Annotated in this window: 20 protein-coding genes and 2 tRNA genes; 5 read left to right on the top strand and 17 right to left on the bottom strand. The window is 67.1% G+C overall.

Annotated features, from left to right (window positions below; genetic code table 11):
• Positions 1-49: 49 nt before the first annotated feature.
• The 3 genes from ELY19_RS15680 to ELY19_RS15690 all read right to left on the bottom strand — a co-directional run bounded on the left by ELY19_RS15680 (position 50) and on the right by ELY19_RS15690 (position 2,915).
• Positions 50-1,438: a glyceraldehyde-3-phosphate dehydrogenase gene (locus tag ELY19_RS15680; RefSeq protein ID WP_232015634.1), complete on the bottom strand. Its 1,389-nt coding sequence runs from the start codon at positions 1,436-1,438 to the stop codon at positions 50-52.
• 242 nt (positions 1,439-1,680) lie between these two features.
• Positions 1,681-2,775 (bottom strand): hypothetical protein, encoded by a 1,095-nt coding sequence (locus ELY19_RS15685; protein ID WP_126197053.1) that lies wholly within the window; start codon positions 2,773-2,775, stop codon positions 1,681-1,683.
• A gap of 66 nt (positions 2,776-2,841) precedes the next feature.
• Positions 2,842-2,915: transfer RNA gene (locus tag ELY19_RS15690), tRNA-Ile, on the bottom strand.
• A gap of 251 nt (positions 2,916-3,166) precedes the next feature.
• Here ELY19_RS15690 and ELY19_RS15695 point away from each other — a divergent pair.
• The 5 genes from ELY19_RS15695 (at position 3,167) to ELY19_RS15715 (ending at position 8,101) form a co-directional block, all read left to right on the top strand.
• Positions 3,167-5,101 carry a carbohydrate-binding domain-containing protein gene (locus tag ELY19_RS15695; protein WP_197715908.1) on the top strand — a complete coding sequence of 645 codons (1,935 nt, stop codon included), beginning with the start codon at positions 3,167-3,169 and terminating at the stop codon, positions 5,099-5,101.
• A gap of 105 nt (positions 5,102-5,206) precedes the next feature.
• Positions 5,207-5,392 (top strand): hypothetical protein, encoded by a 186-nt coding sequence (locus ELY19_RS15700; RefSeq protein WP_126197055.1) that lies wholly within the window; start codon positions 5,207-5,209, stop codon positions 5,390-5,392.
• Positions 5,393-5,422: 30 nt separating this feature from the next.
• Entirely contained in the window at positions 5,423-6,250 is an 828-nt protein-coding gene (locus ELY19_RS15705; protein ID WP_126197056.1) for an adenylate/guanylate cyclase domain-containing protein, read from the top strand.
• A 146-nt stretch (positions 6,251-6,396) separates the two neighbouring features.
• A complete protein-coding gene (locus ELY19_RS15710; RefSeq protein ID WP_126197057.1) occupies positions 6,397-7,929 on the top strand; it encodes a hypothetical protein in 1,533 nt (510 codons plus the stop codon).
• Positions 7,930-8,028: 99 nt separating this feature from the next.
• Positions 8,029-8,101 (top strand) — tRNA-Asn (locus tag ELY19_RS15715).
• A 236-nt stretch (positions 8,102-8,337) separates the two neighbouring features.
• Here ELY19_RS15715 and ELY19_RS15720 read toward each other — a convergent pair.
• The 14 genes from ELY19_RS15720 to ELY19_RS15780 all read right to left on the bottom strand — a co-directional run bounded on the left by ELY19_RS15720 (position 8,338) and on the right by ELY19_RS15780 (position 18,619).
• Positions 8,338-8,673 (bottom strand): hypothetical protein, encoded by a 336-nt coding sequence (locus tag ELY19_RS15720; protein ID WP_126197058.1) that lies wholly within the window; start codon positions 8,671-8,673, stop codon positions 8,338-8,340.
• Positions 8,673-8,984 (bottom strand): hypothetical protein, encoded by a 312-nt coding sequence (locus tag ELY19_RS15725; RefSeq protein WP_126197059.1) that lies wholly within the window; start codon positions 8,982-8,984, stop codon positions 8,673-8,675. Before ELY19_RS15725 ends, ELY19_RS15720 begins: the two co-directional genes overlap by 1 nt.
• 2 nt (positions 8,985-8,986) lie before the next feature.
• The gene (locus tag ELY19_RS15730; protein ID WP_197715909.1) at positions 8,987-9,829 is read right to left on the bottom strand and encodes a phage major capsid protein; all 843 of its coding nucleotides are present in this window, start codon (positions 9,827-9,829) and stop codon (positions 8,987-8,989) included.
• Between the two features lie 111 nt (positions 9,830-9,940).
• The gene (locus ELY19_RS15735; RefSeq protein WP_126197060.1) at positions 9,941-10,345 is read right to left on the bottom strand and encodes a hypothetical protein; all 405 of its coding nucleotides are present in this window, start codon (positions 10,343-10,345) and stop codon (positions 9,941-9,943) included.
• 15 nt (positions 10,346-10,360) lie between these two features.
• Positions 10,361-10,789 carry a hypothetical protein gene (locus ELY19_RS15740; protein WP_126197061.1) on the bottom strand — a complete coding sequence of 143 codons (429 nt, stop codon included), beginning with the start codon at positions 10,787-10,789 and terminating at the stop codon, positions 10,361-10,363.
• Positions 10,786-11,367 (bottom strand): hypothetical protein, encoded by a 582-nt coding sequence (locus ELY19_RS15745; RefSeq protein ID WP_126197062.1) that lies wholly within the window; start codon positions 11,365-11,367, stop codon positions 10,786-10,788. Before ELY19_RS15745 ends, ELY19_RS15740 begins: the two co-directional genes overlap by 4 nt.
• Positions 11,364-12,695: a phage portal protein gene (locus tag ELY19_RS15750; protein ID WP_126197063.1), complete on the bottom strand. Its 1,332-nt coding sequence runs from the start codon at positions 12,693-12,695 to the stop codon at positions 11,364-11,366. The genes ELY19_RS15745 and ELY19_RS15750 overlap by 4 nt, the downstream gene beginning before the upstream one ends.
• An 11-nt stretch (positions 12,696-12,706) precedes the next feature.
• The gene (locus ELY19_RS15755; RefSeq protein ID WP_126197064.1) at positions 12,707-14,170 is read right to left on the bottom strand and encodes a terminase large subunit domain-containing protein; all 1,464 of its coding nucleotides are present in this window, start codon (positions 14,168-14,170) and stop codon (positions 12,707-12,709) included.
• Positions 14,171-14,657: 487 nt separating this feature from the next.
• A complete protein-coding gene (locus ELY19_RS15760; protein ID WP_126197065.1) occupies positions 14,658-14,909 on the bottom strand; it encodes a hypothetical protein in 252 nt (83 codons plus the stop codon).
• Complete coding sequence (locus ELY19_RS23530; RefSeq protein ID WP_164711619.1) at positions 14,906-15,055, bottom strand: hypothetical protein; 150 nt, start codon at positions 15,053-15,055, stop codon at positions 14,906-14,908. Before ELY19_RS23530 ends, ELY19_RS15760 begins: the two co-directional genes overlap by 4 nt.
• Before the next feature lie 5 nt (positions 15,056-15,060).
• Positions 15,061-16,188 (bottom strand): AAA family ATPase, encoded by a 1,128-nt coding sequence (locus tag ELY19_RS15765; RefSeq protein WP_126197066.1) that lies wholly within the window; start codon positions 16,186-16,188, stop codon positions 15,061-15,063.
• A gap of 420 nt (positions 16,189-16,608) precedes the next feature.
• Positions 16,609-16,848, bottom strand: coding sequence for a hypothetical protein (locus tag ELY19_RS15770; protein WP_126197067.1), 240 nt, complete (start codon positions 16,846-16,848; stop codon positions 16,609-16,611).
• Positions 16,849-17,252: 404 nt separating this feature from the next.
• Positions 17,253-17,492 carry a hypothetical protein gene (locus tag ELY19_RS15775; protein ID WP_126197068.1) on the bottom strand — a complete coding sequence of 80 codons (240 nt, stop codon included), beginning with the start codon at positions 17,490-17,492 and terminating at the stop codon, positions 17,253-17,255.
• Entirely contained in the window at positions 17,489-18,619 is a 1,131-nt protein-coding gene (locus ELY19_RS15780; RefSeq protein ID WP_126197069.1) for a tyrosine-type recombinase/integrase, read from the bottom strand. Before ELY19_RS15780 ends, ELY19_RS15775 begins: the two co-directional genes overlap by 4 nt.
• Positions 18,620-18,739 lie beyond the last annotated feature (120 nt).

Here is an 18,739-nt window from a genome sequence, read left to right on the forward strand (position 1 = left end):
GGCCCGGTGGAAGCGGGCGCTTCCACCGGGGCGGCGACGAGTTGGAAGGTCAGGCCTCGACGCGGACGTCGGCGCGGGCCGGGATCACCACGGGGTGCACGCCCGACATGCGCTCGAGCACGCGGACCACCTGGCAGGAGTAGCCGTACTCGTTGTCGTACCAGACGTAGAGCACCAGGTCCTTGCCGTCGGCGATGGTGGCGAGACCGTCGACGATGCCGGCGCGGTGCGAGCCCACGAAGTCGGTGGACACGACCTCGGGCGACTCGATGTAGTCGATCTGCTGGCGCAGCTTCGAGTGCAGCGACACCCGGCGGAGGTAGTCGTTGACCTCGTCCTTGGTCGTCGGCTTCTCGAGGGTGATGTTGAGGATCGCCAGCGAGACGTCCGGGGTGGGTACCCGGATGGACGAACCGGTGAGCTTGCCCTCGAGCTGCGGCAGCGCCTTCGAGACGGCCTTCGCGGCGCCCGTCTCGGTGATCACCATGTTCAGCACCGCCGAGCGGCCGCGGCGGTCGCCCTTGTGGAGGTTGTCGATCAGGTTCTGATCGTTGGTGAACGAGTGCACGGTCTCGACGTGGCCGCGCTGGATGCCGTACGCCTCGTCGAGTGCGGCGAGCACCGGCGTGATCGCGTTCGTGGTGCACGACGCGGCCGAGAGGATGGTGTCGGCGTCCTCGATCGTGCTGTCGTTGATGCCGTGCACGATGTTCTTCAGCGGCGCCTTGCCGGGCGCGGTGAGCAGCACGCGCGCGGCGCCCTTGCTCTTGAGGTGCTGGCCGAGGCCCTCCTCGTCGCGCCACTTGCCGGTGTTGTCGACGATCAGCGCGTCCTTGATGCCGTACGCGGTGTAGTCGATGGTCGACGGGTCGTCCGAGTAGATGACCTGGATGCGGGTGCCGTTGGCGATGATGACGTCGTTCTCCGCGTCGATCGAGACCGAACCGGCGAACGGACCGTGCACGGAGTCACGGGCCAGGAGGCTCGCGCGCTTCTCGAGGTCGTTCTTCACGCTGCGGCGCACCACGATGGCGCGCAGGCGCAGGCCGTGTCCGTTGCCGGCGTGGCTGATCAGGATGCGTGCGAGCAGGCGGCCGATACGGCCGAAGCCGTACAGCACCACGTCGGCGCCGTCACCGTCGGAGACCGGGACGTTGCGCTTGGCGATCTCGGCGCGGAGCAGCTCCTGCACGGCCTCGTCCGACTCGAGGTCGGCGGCGAGGATCGCGAGACGCGCGATGTCGATCGACGCGGGCTCGGGCTCGATGGCGAGCAGGCCGCGCAGCACCTTCTCCGTCTGCGACAGGGTGAGCGCCTGGTGGCCCAGCTCCTCGGCGCGTTCGTGCGCCGAGATCACCGCGGAGGTGGAGAGGTTGATCAGGCGGTGCCCGTGGATCGACGACACCACGCCGTGCTGGCGGTACAGGCGGCCGATCATGGGGATCAGGCGCTCGGCCTGCTCCTCACGGGCGACCCAGGCGTCGCGGTGGCTGTCGTACGCGCCGCGATGCCCACCGGCAGTCGCGGAGTTCGACGGGGACTCGGGCTCCAGCTGTTGCGTCACGCCGATCATTATGCAATGCGCCGACGGGACGGTCGCCCACCGGGGCGATGGGGGAGAACGTCCAGGAGCAGCCTCCGGAACGCCTGGTCACGGCGGTCGGTCCGGCGGAGGGCTGTTCAGTCGGATCCGAGCGGACCGTCGATCGCGTGCTCGATCCGGTCGACCACCGCCGACGGTTCGCTGTGCGTCGTGTCGATCGTGAGACGGCAACCGTCGCGGTGGCGGCGCAGGTGTGCCGCCGCCCGGTGGGCTCCCGCAGCGATGGCGCGTTGTCGCGCCGGGTCGGCGCCGAGCAGGTCGTCTCCGGGGAGACGCCCCGTGTTGTCATGCGAGCGCCGCGCTACGCGGGCCGACAGGGCGCGGTCGGAGGCGTCGAGGAGCACGCGGGTCAACGCCTCATCCTCGTGCGCATCGGTGTCCAGCTCCGGGTCCCGCGCGACGACGACCAAGTCTTCCGCTCCCGCGCGCTCGTAACCCGCGGTCAGTGCGGCGTAGCCGGCCGCATGGACACCGGGTTCGTAGTCCGGCCCGACGAAGCCGAGCTGCCCGACGTCGATGTAGCCGGTCGCGCGGCCGGCCGCCCACCGTCGCCGGACCAGCTCCCAGCCCACAGAGGACTTCCCGACGGCCGGGGCGCCGTACACCAGTGTCGTCGGTAGGGGAGCGGCCCGCGCCGACGGTGCCGGCGTCCACGGGCCGGGGCGCATCGACGTGTGCCGGACGAGGAGTTCCTGCGCGACGTCCTCGACATCACGCGAGGTCGTGTCGACGGTGTCGGCCGACGTCCGGTCGAGGCGGCGGGCGAGTTGTTCCAGGTCGGCGAGCACGTCAGCGGTCGAACCGCGGGCGAGGTAGCGACGTCGCAGCTCGGCCCAGTCGCAGCGGAGTCTGACGTGCTCGAGCTCGATGTCGGCGCCGGTACCGGCGCCGAGTCGCGGCGCGCCGAGGTTCGGATCGACGACGCCGGACACCACCATCTGGCGGAGGCCCCGTGCGCTCCAGGCCCGGATCAGGCGGCGTGCGTTCTCGGCCTTCACGGCGTGCGGCGCACTCCCCGCGAGCCGGTCGTACGGGCCGAGGAGGCCGAGTTGGTCGATGTCGACGTAGGCTGCGTTCCCGCCACCAGCAGTGAGGAGTTCGAACACCCGCCATCCGGTGGTGGTCTTCCCTGTGCCGGGTGCGCCGCTGATCCACAACGTCGTGGTCGTCACCGTTCCCACGGTAGGCAGTGGTGCAAGCCGATTTCGATGCTGAGCCGCAGCGGGGCGGTTGACAGGTGGGGCAGGTGGGGCTCGAACCCACGACCAGCGGATTATGAGTCCGCGGCTCTAACCGACTGAGCTACTGCCCCTCGCCGGTCGCTCGGTGTCGCGCGAGGTCGACCCTCGCCGCTCATCAGTCCTGACCAGCGCGAACACACTAGCACTGGTGCGAACAGATGGGCGTGAAGGGCTACGTCTTTGCGGTCGCACTCGACGGAAGTGATCTCTGTTACATTTGTTGCAAATGTGGTTGAATGGCACTTGATGGGCGGAAGTTGCTGCAAGCTCTGAGCGGCCTCCGACGATGCTTCAAGACAGCGAGCACCCCGAGGAGTCCCCCATGACCACGAGAAGCTGGTCCTTCCGCATCACGATCGCCGCCGTCGCTGCGGCGCTGACCGTGTCCGTTCTCGGCGGCACTGCGAGCGCTGACACCACTGTCGGGCCCGCGGGCATGACCGTCACACCGTCGAGTGCCGGCGGCGCGGTCTCCGACTGGCGCGCAGGCACCGTCGTCAAGCTCTGGAGCAACGGAGCAGTGACGATCCCGGCGGTCACCGCGAATCCCGGCGGGAAGCTGGAGGTCCGCGCCCGGGGTGATCACTGCTGGGGCGCGCCGCAGATGGCGGTGAAGCGCGGCGGCGTCACGCTCGGCACCGTGGCGGCCGGACTCGGGTGGAGCACCCACACGGTGGACCTCGGTGCACTGACCGGGGCGAGCCCGGTGACGATCGAGTTCAGCAACGACTACCGCGGCTGGTTCTGCGACCGGAACCTGTATGTCGCGAGCGTGACGGTTCGCGATGGCGCGGGCCCCCCGACCACCCCTGTCCCGACGACACCGGTGCCGACGACGGCCCCGCCCACGACGACAGCACCGACGACGGTGCCCGGAACCACGGTGCCGCCCACCACCGCACCTCCGACCACCACGGCGCTGCCGACCACCACCGTGCCACCCACGACCACCACGGTGCCCACGACGATCGCACCGACCACGACCACGCCGGTCCCGACGACCGGTTGCCCGGTGAACCAGTACCAGGCGAGATACTTCAACAACACGACCGCGACCGGCAATCCGGTGGTGGTGCAGTGCGAGAACGCTCCAGGCGGGTCGTTCACGGGCCAACCGCTCGCAGGAGTCAACGCGGACAACTTCTCCGTCGAGTACGACGGCGTCCTCCAGTTTCCCCAGACCTCGACGTACGCGTTCTCCACGGCCGTCGGGAACGTCGGCGCCCGCGTGTGGTTCGACGACGCCCTCGTGTTCGACAAGCCGGCACCGCATTGGAGCACGACCAGCACCCTGCGGACCGTCTCGGCGGGGCAGCATCGCGTGCGCGCGACGTTCTTCAACACGTCGGGGATCGCTCATTTCGGAATCTCGTTCCCGCGCGCGACGCCGGGAGCGCCGTCGAACAACGGGAACTACTTCGCCGCTGACTCGTTCTGGAATCAGCCGATTCCCGTGGGTGCAAGAGTTGATCCCCGCAGCGCTGGATGGATCTCGGCGCTGGATGCGCGAAGCAACGGGGTGTGGGTGAACACCAGTGAGTGGACGACGACCGTCTACAACGCGCCACCCGGTACGCCCACCATCGACGTGCGCGTGACCAACACGAACCGACTACTGACCATCCCGTACCTGCCGACCTATCGACCGACGAATGACGCCGATCACCACCTGGCGGTGATCGATGATGCATCGGGGTGCTTGTACGAGTTCCAAGGTTTCAATCCCGTGTTGCGCTCGGCAGCCGCGTCGGCGTCGTACCGGGCCTACACGGGTTCGGGAGGTCATGACCCCGGACCGGGGCACGCGGGCGGCGAGTTCTCGTACCTTGCGGGGTTGATCACGCCGCAGGACGTCGAATCCGGCGTGATCGATCATGCCCTTCGGTACGCCATGCCCGGCAACTCTCCCAACTACGTGTACCCAGGCACCAGGTCCGATGGCACCACGCTCGGTGGCGTTCCTGAGGGGACTCGGCTCCAGCTCGACCCGAACCTGGATCTCTCGCGGTTCGGTCTCTCGCCATTCCAACTGATGCTGGCACGAGCCTTACAGGTCTACGGCGGATTCAACGCAGACCACGCGGACGTCTTCGTGTTCTACGCCCGCAGCACCCTCGACGGTACGACGTACGCGCAGCCGATCCAGCAGCTGCCTGACTCGCTGGTGCAGCACCTGAGGTTCCTCGCGCCCACGATCGCGTCGCAGGACATCTACCTCGACCGGTCCGACGACACGGGGTGCAACCAACAGCGATGAATCCCGGCGCGATACGGCGCGTCGTGCGCCGATTCCTCCCGCGCATCGCGAACGAGGCCTACCGTGTGGCTCAGGTCACTCGAATCGGATGATGGGGGATCGGACGTGCTCGATCACTACGACGTGCGTAGCGGTGAGTTCAACCTGGGGATCCGTCCGCCCGCGGGCCGGCGGACCGCCCGCGGTGTGTGGCGCGTGATCAAGGCGGTGCTCAACTCCGCCGCCGAGTTGGACGTCTACGTGTGCGCGGCGCGACACGGCGCGCGGGGCGAGCGCTGGGCATCGTCGTAGCCCCGGGGGTACCGGGCTAGTCTCGGTCGCATGGCCGACGATGCACGCCAGCTGCCCGACGACGACGGTGCCGCGGCAGAGCCCGGCAGGGGGCGGAAACTACTGGCCAGAGGCGCGGAGGCCGCGCACCGGGCCAATCGCAGCGCGGCGATGACGGGCCTCGTGCGGGCCGCGCGCGAGAACCTTCCCGGAGGGCCGAAGAAGGATCTGTTCCAGCCGGACGCGGCATCCACCGAGCGGCTCGCGAGCCTCCTCGACCGGATCGTCGGCGACGAGCCGACGGTGACCCGCGAACTCGGCAATCTGGCGACGGCGACGTGGCAGGCGATGATCAGCCGCCGGGACCGCGACTACCTGCCGCCGAAGCCCATCACGATCCTCTTCACCGACCTCGTCGCGTTCTCGACCTGGGCGCTGGATCGTACCGACGACGAGATCGTGCGCCTCCTGCATGCCGTCAACCGGACCACCGCGGAGATCGTCGCGCGGCACGGCGGCGTCGTGGTCAAGACCATGGGCGACGGTGCCCTCGTCGCCTTCGACGGCGACACCGCGATCGAGGCGGCGATCGAGGCCATCGAGGCGGTCGGGGCGATCGACGTGGCCGACGGATACCGCCCGACGCTGCGCGCCGGCCTGCACACGGGTACGCCGCGGCGGGTCAAGGGCGACCTCATCGGCGTCGACGTGAACATCGCGGCGCGAGTGGCGGAGGCGGCGAACGGGGGCGAGGTGCTGGCTTCGGAGACGGTCTTCACGATCGCCGATAGGGGTCGCTACCAGGTGCGACCGCGCCGATTCAAGGCGAAGGGCGCCCCGCAGAAGCTACAGGTCTTCTCTGTGCGTCCCCTGTACTGAACCTCAGGGATTTCCCTGAACTTCTCGAAATACCCGGCTCGGGATGTAACGAACCGTGCCATGGTCCCTATAGAGCGTGTGACTTGAGTCCTACAGTCCAGCGGCGGCCCTGTGCCCCCGTCGTCAACACCCAAGGATGGGAACACATGAACACGAAGAAGATCGGAGCCGCGTCCTTCGCCGTCGTGGCAGCCGCCGGCCTCCTCGCCGGGTGTGGTAAGTCGACCGAGGGCGACAGCCCCGTCGCGTTCTCGCCCGTCACCGGCGACCAGTTCACCGCGAACCCGGGCGCCTTCCAGACCGACGGCATCGCCGTGCCGCCGAAGGGCGTGACGATGGTGGGTAACACCGTCGCCGCCCAGGCCGTGGCCAACTCCGGTCTGCCGCAGGGCACCATCACCTCGACGATGAACAACACCACGGTCTACTACCCGCCGGCCCCGCCCATTCCGGGCCTGCGTGTGGCGCCGCAGCCTGCGCCGCCCGCGCCGATGGTGCGCCCGGCGAACTACAAGCCGTGGAACTACACCCCGCAGGAGATCGCGGTCTACCAGCAGATCTGCGAGACCGGCACGTGGAACAACTACCGCGCCGGTATCGAGGTCCAGACCCAGACCTGCTACACGCTCTACGGCCGCCAGCTCGGCGTGAAGCCGTGGCACCCCGGCCAGCCGCGCCCGTGGCAGCGCCCCGACTACCCGAAGCCCTGGTTCTCGGCGGACTTCAAGGTCGACGTGCCGGTGTTCTGGGTGTACCCGAAGGACTGGAACCGGCCGAAGCCGCAGCCGATCGTCTCGGTGTCGATCAGCCTGAACCTGGGCAACAACCCGTACCGCCGCGTCAACCCGGCGTGGGATCAGCCGTACTACCCGGTGTGGGCCGTCACGCCCGGCCGCGTGGTCGATGTGCGTGACCAGGCTCGCGTCGTGGCGCCGATCTACACCACGACCACGACGACGACCACCACGACCACCACCACGACGGCGCCCGTCTTCCCCGGTACGGTGCTCGCTCCGCTGCCGACCTCGGCGAAAGTGACCCCCGTGACCGCGGTGCCCGGTGCGAAGGTGACCGGCAACGTCAACCTCGACGCCAACGTGACCGTTCCGACCGCCGCCGCGCTCAAGGGCGCGACGATCCAGGCCGGCACCACCGCGTCGCTGAACGAGGCCATCGGTACCTCGGTCGAGGCGACCGTCGCGAAGCCCAGCTCCGACAACGGCAACCGGGTCACCGTCCAGGGCGACGCCGGTGCGACCGTCTCGGGTGGCGCGGGTGCGACCGTGACCGGCGGCGCAGGTGCGGGCAACGGCACCGTCACCGGCGGTGCGGGTGCCGGCGCAGGTGCCACGGTGACCGGCGGCGGCGCGACGGTGTCCGGTGGCGCGGGTGCGACCGTGACCGGCGGTGCCGGTGCGGCCACCACGACCACCACCAAGCCGGCGGAGCGCCCGACGCAGACGCAGACGCAGCAGCCGACGCAGACCAAGACGGAGGAGCCGACGCAGACGCAGACGCAGACTCAGCAGCCGACGCAGACGCAGCCGACCACCACGACCCCGGCCGCGACCCCGCAGGCCGCGACCCGGACGCAGACCCAGGCGCCGACGGCCACCAAGCCGGCGACGACCTGCACCCCGGCTCAGGTCGAGGCTGGTACCTGCACCACCGGTAACTGATCGCCGACGCTCTCGGGGAGACCTCCGGTAGGCCTCTGACCTGCCGATTGGTCTCCCCGAGTGCGTATGCGCTAGAGTCTCTTCTCGGTCAAAGTTCAATCCCCCATAGCTCAATTGGCAGAGCATTCGACTGTTAATCGAAGGGTTACTGGTTCGAGTCCAGTTGGGGGAGCAGAGTTATCGCAGGTCAGATGGTGCAAGCGCTCCGCGTGCCAGAACGACATGCCAGATGAGCCCCGGTCTTCGGACCGGGGCTCAGTTCGTTAGCGGAGGCTTCAACCTCAGGTCGAGTCTCGGGACGGGAAACGCCCCCACCCGCTGAGGGTGGGGGCGCAGGGCACGCCATGAAAGGAACGAATGCGTGCCCTTGCCGGCTGCAGGGGAAAGTAGGAAACCCGTCCGGCCCGTCTAGGTGAGCTTTGCGCTCATGACTTCGTAGTGGTGCAAGCGTCCGCCGAGCATGTGTCGTTCAGCTGGTCCTGCGGCGTCGAGGGTGATGCCCTTCCACTCGTACTGCACGGGTGTCGACGACAGCGGCAGGTTGAGCGTCGGGGCCAGCATCATCTGATAGCGGGTCTCGTCGTACACATGCCCCAGCTCGGTGCGGGTGCCGCCGGTGACCGGCACCACCTGTCCGGGCACCACCTTGTCGACCTCGTCGTAGATCTCGTTGCCGTCCTCGTTGTATTGCGGCGGATCGAACGGTATCGAGTAGGTGACGCGGATTCGGTGCGGCCACAGCATTACAGGGCTCGCTTCCGGTAGCGGTTCAGGACGAACAGCTCGGCGAGGGTCCAGCCGGTGAAGCCGCCGCGCACGGACACGGATCCGACGTCGGTTGCTAGCTGCTCGGGGTGGACGGCGAGGCGGGCGGCTGCGGTGGTGATGACAGCGGCGATCTGGTCGTTCGGCTCGGTGCCGGTGAATCCCTGGTCGCGGGTGTAGGCCATCGCCATTGCGGTGATGACGGTGGCGGCCTGCCCGGCCAGGGCGACGAGCTGTGTGTCGTCGCCCTGGCCTAGGAAGTCGGCCACGTCCTGGCCGGTGACCGCCATGATTACGGCGCGTCGGTGAGGACGGCGACGGCCTCGGGGTGCAGCAGGCCGAGGTCGTAGCGGCAGGTGACGCGCAGGCCCACCTGGTCGTACTCGGCGTACCGCTCGTTGAGGACCGTCACGGACGGGGCGACGTCGCGGGCCACTGCGATGGTGCTGGTGTCCGCGAGGATCGCCTTGCCGGCCGCGAGCTTGTTGGTGACGGTCGCGGGGATGCCGAACAGGGTGGTGCCGCCGGCCTTGCTCGGGTCGGGCTCGAGCAGGTATCGGTTCGACGCGGTGCCCTCCTTGAGCTTGCGGAGTGCGGCGAAGTCGGCGCCGGACAGGAACCAGCGGTTCGGGGTGACCTCCTGCGCGTTGAGGGAGGCGATCGCGTCGAGCAGGGAGTCGGGGTCGGTGACGTCCAGCTCGCCCGTGGTGACACCGGTCTGATTGATGACGCCCTTGATCGAGTTCGACGCCCCGGCACCGGCTAGGAGAGCGTCGTCGAGCAGGTCCGAGACATCCTTGACTAGGCGTGCCTTGAGGGTCGCGTCGATGCCGATGACGGACTGGCGGACCAGCTCGTTGGTGAACCGCATGATCGTCTTGATGCTGGTGCGGGCGTTCGGCATGAGCTTGATCTCGTCGAACGCGATGTCAGCGGTGTCCGGGATCAGGCCACCCTCGGGGACGAACGTGGGGGTGGATCCGGAGACGAGGCGCGGGATGCGCAGTTCCGAGCTGGTGTCGAAGACGCGGACACCGGAGCTGAGGACCACCGACGCGGCCTCGAGCGGCTGGACGAGCAGGCTCGCGACCTCGTCCTGCAGAAGAGTGGGATTGGATGCCGTGGTTTCGGCCATGATTTGCCTCCTGGGGCAGCAGTGGGATGTCGGGATTCCACGCGCCACCAGGACGACTGAAGGGGACCAGCACCAGGCCGGCCCCCTTCAGTGTATCTCACAATGTGAGAATTAGTCGTCGGTTTGCTCAGGCACATCGAGTCGGTTGGTTATTGCAATGCGCTTGCCCACCAATCCGCGAAGTCGCATACGGATGTCCAACTGATGGGTGATGGCGCGCAACACCTCGTACGGATCGACATCGTGAACGAAAATGTCTACTGCTTCAAACTCAGCGATCTCGCTGATGCGGCGCCCTTGAATCCAGTCGCGGTCGAGTGCAATGACATGTAAGTCGTGCTTGAACTCGCGTTCGCCACCGCCCAGATCAATCCCGATGATCTGCCATTTCCCTTTGTCGACACCGGTGAGCGAATAGAGTGAATCTTCGCCGGTGATTCGTTCGTCGAGCGCGAGCGTGCCACGCCAGTCAGGATGGGTGAGTTCAGCTTCACCCCAAACGTAGTGCTCCGTCACTTTCACTGCCTCCTGCTAGTTGGTGCCTCGCAGCATGCCAAGAAGGTTCACTTCTGCGGACCGGTTTCGAGATCCCTGCCCGACGTCGCCGGCAACCTTGCGCGCGGCGAGATGCGGCTTGCGGGCGAGAAGGTCGTCGATGGCCTGTGCCAGGGACGCCCCATCGTCCTCCAGGTGGGTGGCGTCGAACGGCAGATCGGTGGGATCGGCCAGCTTTCCGGTAGCGGTGACCAGCGCGGTGTGTAGGCGCTGAGCCAGTTCATCGCGGTCCTTCGCCCTCGTGCGGTACTTCGCGGCCTCGTCGCGCAGTCCCTTCACGTAGTCCTCGTCGTACGTCTTCGGCTCGACGGCGGGCGTGTCCTGCTCGGTAACAGACTCCTCCTGCGGCTGCTCGTCGGTGACCTGCTCGGTCGTGGTCTCGGTGGTGGTCTGGTCGTCGGTCATGCTGCTGTCCTTTCGATTCGGGTTGCGGGGACGGGTGTGCACCGGCACCCGGTGTGCCGATGCATCGGCTTGTCGGTCGGGTATATGTAGCCGATGCCCTCGGGGTCGAGGTGCTTCTTCTGCAGCCACACGCACAGCTCGCACGCGCCCGCGTTGAGCCGGCGGCGGTAGCCGGGCACCTCATGGGTGTTGTAGGTGTGGACCAGTTGTTGCTGAGCGGCCTCGGTGGGCTCGTTGCGGCCGATCCGGTCGAGCTGGGTCTTCAGGTCGTCGGCGGTGTCGAGCAGCGCGACGAGGGTGGCCGCGGCGTCGGCGAGGCGGGCGGTCTCACCTGCGACGGTGACCAGCGTCGTGCCTTTCGGCGTGGACGCCAGGTAGATGCTGCCGAGCCAGTCCGCGCCGGTGCGGGCGTAGGCGTTCATGGTGCCGACCACCTGGATGAACACGGCCTCGAACTCGGCGGTGGTGAGCGTGCCGGCCTGCCACTGCTCGTACGCGGCGATGAGGGCGGCGGAGAGCTTGTCGCCGAGTTGGTCGACGTACAGCTCGAACTGCTCCGCCAGCTCGTCCGGGGTCATGCTGCGCCGCCGAACAACTTGGAGACGTCCGCGTTGGCGATGTTGTCGCGGGCCCGGGCGGCGTGAATTTCCTCGATCTCCGCGTCGTTGTAGCCCAGCTTCTTGAGGGCGTAGCTCGCCGGCAGTAGGCCCACGCTGAACAGCTTGGTGACGGCGTCGGCTTCCTGCGCCTCGGAGCGGGTGGCGGGGTCGGCCCACTGCACCCGCACGTCGACCGACCGCGGATCAGCACCGTCACGGACGCCCACGATCAGACGCGCCACCTGCTCCCAGCTCTGCCCGAACAGTGCCTGCTTGCTCTCTGCGCGCGCCGTGAGGGCCGCCTCGGATGCGCGGATCGCGTCGGCCGAGGTGGGGTTATCGCCGCCGATACCGAGGGCGTGCTCAGGCAACCCCGACACCGCGCTGATCTGCCGCATGATCACGTCGATGCCGTTGCGGTAGCCACCGAGGTCCGCACCGGGGAGCTGCCCGAACGCGCCCTGCGGATCCTCGTTGACCATCAGGCGATCGCTCTCGGCGATCGGCGACACCGCCTCCATCACCGGCTGCCCGCCGTCGTCGAGAACCGGTTCACCGTCGGCGTCGACCTTCGGCCGCTCGTCCAACTCCAGGCCGGTCGCCCACCGCCGCGGACGTGCACCCGTCTCGCTGGCAACCATGAGGTCCGTCAGCAGCTTCGTCAGCGCGTCGGAGAGGTCCAGCACGTCGTCCATCTCCGATCGGCCCTCGTCGTCGAGGACTCGGTCGGAGTTGAGCAGCCGCACCACCGGGACAACGCCCAGCGGGTTGTCGTACTCGTCGATCTTCTGGAAGCCGGCGGTTGTGGCGCCGGTCGAGTTGGCGACGTACTTCTCGATGCGGTCCTCGAGGTACAGGACCGCGTGCGTGCGCTTGCCGTCCTCCCACCGCTTCACCGCGGCGACGATCTCGCGGGTCACCGGGTCGGTGGTGACGGCGATCTGCCGCGCCGATTCGATGCTCACCTGAGGGCGGCCAATCACATCGGCCCACACGATCGCGTACCCAGCGCCGAGCACCAGGGCCTCGCGGTGCGCGATCGGGCTGCGCTGGTCCAAGTTGTTGCGCAGCCACTCACCCCACACATCAGCGCCGGTGAAGCCGATGACCCGCAGCCGCTCGGTCAGGTTGTTCACCAACAGCTTCGGAATATTGCTGTTGAGCCGCTGGAGACGGTCGCCGAGGACCGCCCGCGATTCCGGCGAGATGAACGCCAACGGACCGTTGCCGGCGTAGTACCGGTCGTAGCGGTCGAACCGAGCCAGCGGGTTGTCAATGCGCTGCAGCAAGGTAGTCAGGTCGGTCATGCGTGAGCCTCCTAGCTCGAAAACCCGGCCACACGGCGGCCGGAACGTTGGGTGTGATGCGCCGCCCGGTCCAGCGCGACGATGCTCGCCACAGCGGCGTCGATCTTCCGGGGAGAGTTCTTCTTGTCCTTGCTCACCAAGTCGCCCATCGGAGTGCGCTTGGCGACGCAGTGCGCGATGTGTGCGGCAAGCCGCGTGTCACCGTCGTGCGTCACAGCCTTGGTGACCACGGCCTGATAGAGGCGATCGGTGGCCGGCGCCATACGGGCCGCCGCCGCGGTGTTCCACTCGATCACCCGCTTGTCACCGTGCCGCTTCGCCCACGACTCGATCTCGGTGCGCCAGCCCCACGGATCCGCCGCCAGCTCGATCACGTTGTACTTCTGGAAGGCCACGGCGACGGCGTTATCCACGTCCTCCCGAGGTACCCGCCAGCCCCGCTCGTTCTGGTTCTCCCACAACCCCTCCACCCACAAGTGCGGGACCGGGCCGACCGTGCAGCCGACCAACGCCGTGGAGTCACCGGACGCTGAACCGTCGAACGCCAGCACCACCTTCGTGCTCCGGTCGACGCGCGGACCCTCTGACTTACACAAGTCCCATGCGCCGAACGGCAACCACGACTCCGAGCCCGTGACCCACTGGCCCAAACGGAGCTGCCGGAACACCGGCTCGCGCAGTGTCCGACGCGCCGCCGCCATGCCGTCCTCCGCGAGGAACGGACGCTCACAGGACATCGCCGGGTTGCCGATCCGCCAGGCCTCGCGGTCGTCGATGTTGCAGCCCTCCGGTGCGGCGAACTCACGAAGGTAGAACGCCGGGTCATCACCAGCGCGGCCGTGCTCGATCAGCCGCCACATCACCGAATCCGCCGACGAGGCCGGGGTGCTGATAGCCAACGTGAGAGACCGAGGTCGCTTGCCGACCATCGACGTCACGGCCTCCCAGACCGCCTCGGTGACCACGTGCAGCTCATCCACAATCAGGACCGTGGGATCCCAGCCGTGCAGCGCGGACGGATCCGCCGGCAGTGGCAACAGCAACCCGTTGTTCAACGGCGTGGTGACCTTGTCGGCGAACAGATGTGCGCGCTCCAACAGCTCCGGCGCCAGCTCGATCATGCGCTTCGCGGCCCTCAGCGTGATGTTCGACTGCCGCTGATCGCTCGCGACGACCAGCACCTCGGGCGAGTCCTCCACCAGGAACAGCACCGCCACCGAGATCATGGCTGCCAAACCGGTCTTACCGTTGGCGCGAGCGATGGACACCAGCGCCTGCCGAATCCCCTCCGCGAACGCGCCCCGAATGATCTCTTTCTGAAACTCCGCGAGCCGTACCAACTCACCCGCGCCGGCACCCTTCGGCACCACTAGGTAGGTCTCGATGAACAGGATGATCCGCTCCGCCAAATCGTCCGGCCAACCGCTGAAATCGAGCGGTTCAACGGCGATCTGCCCCTTGGGCCCGGCCTTCACCGATACCCCCCAGGGGTGTGTGTCGCAAACTCTGCCTTGCCCCCGGGGTGTTCGTGCTGCTCAGGGGGTCTACTCCCCACCTGTACGGCACGCTGAGCCACTGGGATGAGCTTGCGCAGTCGGGGGCTAGGGCGACGATCCTGAGCGCCTAGAAGGGTGTTCAGGACCTCCTCTGCTTCGACTCGGGTGTAGCGGTTGCCGCGTGCGCTGTTGTGGGTGCGGCACCGAACGGTGATGTTCTCCATCGCGTAGGCCAGCTCCGGTGCGACGTCCACGGGGATGATGTGGTCGGCGGTGAGGTCGCGGTCGGTGTGGCAGTCGATGCAGAAGGGCTGCATGCGGCGGGCTCGGACGCTGAGCCTGCGCCACTGGCTGTCGGTGCCTGCGTGGGCGATCTTGCGGGGCTTCTTGGTGTCGGCCGGGGTGCAGCTCGCACATCGTGTGCCCGAGGTGATGAGGTCACCGCAGTGGAGGCAGGGGCGTGCGGTCATAGGGCCTCCAGGTCTGCGTGCCCGAGGAACAGACCGAGCATCTTGTACAGCTCGATGGCGTCGCCCTCGCAGAGCGAGTAGGGGCCTAGTTCGAACTCGCATCCGCGGCCGTTGAACACGATGCGTGCGGGTGCGGTGACCCACTGGTCGAGGGCGTCGATGTGGAAGTCGATGCCGCGTTCGGCGTGGACGTAGCGGTCTTGGTTGTCTTCGTCGGTGCGTGCGGTGTCGAAGGTGGGGAAGGTCATGGTGTCTCCTGTTCGAGGGCGTCGATGATCTTGTTGGTGAGGTCGCGGGCTTCGTCGGCGGACATGACCCAGACGTCCCCGCCGAGTCGGACCATGACCTGGCCGCTGTTGATGGGGGTGACGGTGGCTTCACCGCGGCGCTGCATGCGCTTCACGCTGGATCCCCGTCCGTGAGGTCCAGGTGCTCGCCGCTACCGAGCCAGCGATTCGCCGCACGTTCGGATGCAGGAACTGTTGAATCTGTTGAAAGTGTGGAATTGGTTTCAACACTTTCCACACTTTCAACACATGAGTACATTCCCCGTCCCTGTCGAATCAGTCGTCCCGCACTGACCAGACGGCCGAGATACGTTCCTGCCGTCTTGTTGTCCATACCGAGTTTGTCGGCAACGAACGATGGAGATACCGGCTCTGGTGACGCCTTGACCAGCGCCAATACATCTGCCGACTGGTCGCCCAACTTGCCCGCATCCTTGCGCGCGGCGAGAGCGGCAGACGCCTCGGTCATCGTCGATCCAGCGAGCGCCCACCGGCCACCACTGGTGACCATGGCGATCTCGGTCTCGGTGACGTCGCGACCGGTGATCGCGAGTGCGCCCTCGTCGGACTGTCGCTTGCGGGTGAGTACGAGGATGTAGTCCGCGGATCCGGCGAGTCCCTGTGTGCCGCTGACGGCGTCGAGGAAGTCGTCGGACTCGGCCTTGCGGCTGTGGTGGACGGCGAGGAGGCTCGCGCCGGGGAACGCGTCGATCATGTCCTTGAGTGCGGTGCCGGCCTGGTAGTCCGCGAGGTAGGGGTTGTCGCCGCGTTTCGGTTGCGGTCGGCCCTTTCCGAACGTGTCGAGGATGACGAGGGGCTTGTCGTTTCGGTGGCGCAATAGCCATTCGGAGACGGTGGCGATGAGCTGCCCTGGTTCTATCTTCACCAGCAGGTCGAGCCTGGTGGGGATCGGCTGCCCCTCGGTGAGTGTGCGGAACCGGTCCTGGAGCCGGCGGTGTCCGTCCTCGAGTGCGAGGTACAGGACAGGGCGTGGTTCGACCTTGATTTGCCCGAGGGCTCGACCGCCGGATGCGCAGGCGAGGGCGAGGTTTCCGACGAACCAGGACTTGCCAGCTTTCGGCGGGCCGACGATGAATCCGAATCCTTCGGTGACGATGCCGGGCACGATCTGTTCCAGTGGCGGGAACACTTGGGCGTCGAGCCATGCGCCGTTCACCAGGCCCTTGAGTAGCGAGTCGATCGGGTGCCCATCCGTGTCGTACTCGTTAGGTGCCGTCACGCGGCGTCATCCCGGTGGGGCGGGTACGGGATTGGGGCGCCTACGAGACCAAGACGATGCTCGGCCTCCTTGGTGTCGACGCGCCAGTGGTTCGTGAGGGGCAGCTCGTTGTACGGGCCGCCGGGGCGGAGGGTGCAGTTCAGGCTGCGGTGTAGTCCGTCGCGGCAGCCGCATTCGAGCGGCTCGGATCGAGCGGCGGCATCACGGGCGCGACGGGTGGCGGCGTAGTCGGAATGTCCCGACGCGCGCGAGGGTCCGGGCATGGGTATGGTCCCTTTCGGTCCTGCTGCTTGCTGGTGGTTCGGACTACGGCGTTCCGGGGATTCTTTGGCGAGAGGTCCGGGGCGCCGTTCTTGCGTTGGCGGTCGACGTTCCGTGCTGCGGTGTTGCCGGTGGGGTCGCGGTACGAGATCGCGCGCACTAGGCGACCCACCCGCGTGGGCGGCGAGGGACTGCATCGAGTGAGTGGGTGCCAGTCGCGGCTACGTCACGGGCAACTGGTTGCATGAGCGCGTCGAGGTCGTTCTCGTCGACGTACAGCGGACCCTTGCCCGCGAACTGAAACAGGGTGATTTTGCCGTCCTGGGCGGCGCGAACAATGGTGTTGTAGTGCGGGGTGTTCTCGCGTTTGCACGCCTCGCGAAGGCGGATCTTCGCCATGGTCGGTGTCCTTGTCTGCCAGAGGATTCGGGGAGAGCGTGTTTGGTGCTCTGGAATTAGGTAAGCACACTGTTCCGACTCGTTCAGCTTGGTCTAACGGCCGCAATCCTGAGAAAATGCGCAGTCGTTCTACACATTTCAGGAAATGGTCCTGATTGAGAGGTCAGCGGCGGACTGGAGCCCTAGTCCAGTTCCGGTGTTGAACTAGCGGATTTGACCCAGTGGTGACGGGTGAGCGGAAACGCACAGCGCCAGATAGGGTCACAAAGCCTTACCGGCGCTCAGCGGTTGGACGTGTTGAACAAACCTGGACGCTCGTACCTAATGTGATATCAGTCACAATCCATCGAAGCGATAGAAAAGCCCCCGTCCCGGGTGATTGGACGGGGGCTTTGAGCGTGAGGCTAGACAAGCCGCAGACGGCGGTGAGGCGGCTCCGGTGGTTGTTCCGGCTCGAGCTTGCCGCAGAGCAGGGTGACCACCATGGCCGCATCACGACCGGTGAGTCCGCCCCGCCGGCCACACAGGCGGATAGAGTCGAGGAGCACGTCGGTCATCGCGGGGCAGTCCTCGAGGTGGCAGGCGAGACAGGCGGCTCCGACCGGCTTTCCGCACAGAGACAGCGCGGTGTTGGCGTCAGTCATGACTTCTCTCCTTCGATGAGTGCGGACAGTCGGCGGGCAATCTCGGCGTCGCGGCCCGCGGCGACGGATTGGTACCTGAGGGCGGCTGCTGGGGTTGAGTGCCCGAGTCGTCCCATCAGCTCAGCCAATGTCGCGCCGCTCTGTGCTGCCAGGACCGCTCCACTGTGACGCAAGTCGTGAAATCGCAGGTCAGGCCGCCCGGCGGCGTCACGGGCAGGGTGGAATGACTTGTACAGCGTCGTCGGGGTCAGGTACTCGGTGGCGTCACGGGCAGCGGGGAACAACAGCCCGTCCTTGTCGGGCGCAACGTGATCCTCAAGGTGTGCGCGGACCACGGGAACCAGCCCGGGCGGGATCGCTACGTCACGCCGTGATCCGGCTTTGGGATCGCCGACGATGTGCCGCTTATCCACGTAGACGACGCCGCGGCGGATGCGGAGGACACCCGAATGCACGTCGTTCCCGTCCTCATCCTTGGTCGTGTGCAGTTCCACGTCCCGGCGGCGCAGTTCGGCCAGCTCGCCGAACCGGAGGGCGCACCAGGATGCGAGCAGCACGATGAGGCGTAGCCGATCGGGCATCGCGGCGGCGATCGCGGACAGCTCCGGGATCGAGGCGGGCTTGATCGTGATCCGTCGTTTGGTGCTGCCGGCGGCCGTGATGCGGCACGGGCTCTTGTCGATTACGTCATCCTTGACCGCGGTGAGCATGATCGTGCGCAGCAGCGAGTAGGAGTGCGCGCGAGTGGTGGCCTTCCCGGGTGCGAGGGTCGCGTGCCACGCCCGCACCGCGTCGGGGGTGATCGCCTTGAGCGGCCTGTCGCCGAATGTCGGGTTGATGTGCAGCCGCAGCAGTTGTTCGTAGTGCTCGCGCGTCTTCGGCTTGAGCGTGCGGTGCTTGAGCCACGACTCGCTGTACGCCCGGAACGCCACGCTGTCGGCCGACGCGCGCGGCACCCACTCGGTCGTGAGCACCTTGGCGCGCTGGATCACTAGCCAGTCGTCGGCGGCAGCCTCGGTGGGAAACGTGTCATCAGCCTTGTACTCCTCCCCGTCGGGGGCGGTGTAACGGGCCTGGAATCGACCCGAGGGCAGCTTGCGGATGCTGCCGAACTTGCGCTTGCTCACGGGCGGTAGTCCTCGATTCGTGCCAGATCCGTGCCAGATGGGGCGGGTTCAGACGAGGTTATTTGGTGCTCCATGAGTAGGTCAATGTTTCGGGAATCTCCGTGTCAGAACGAGATTCGT

Origin of the sequence: Tsukamurella paurometabola, assembly GCF_900631615.1 — a bacterium.
Classification (GTDB): Bacteria; Actinomycetota; Actinomycetes; order Mycobacteriales; family Mycobacteriaceae; genus Tsukamurella; species Tsukamurella paurometabola_A.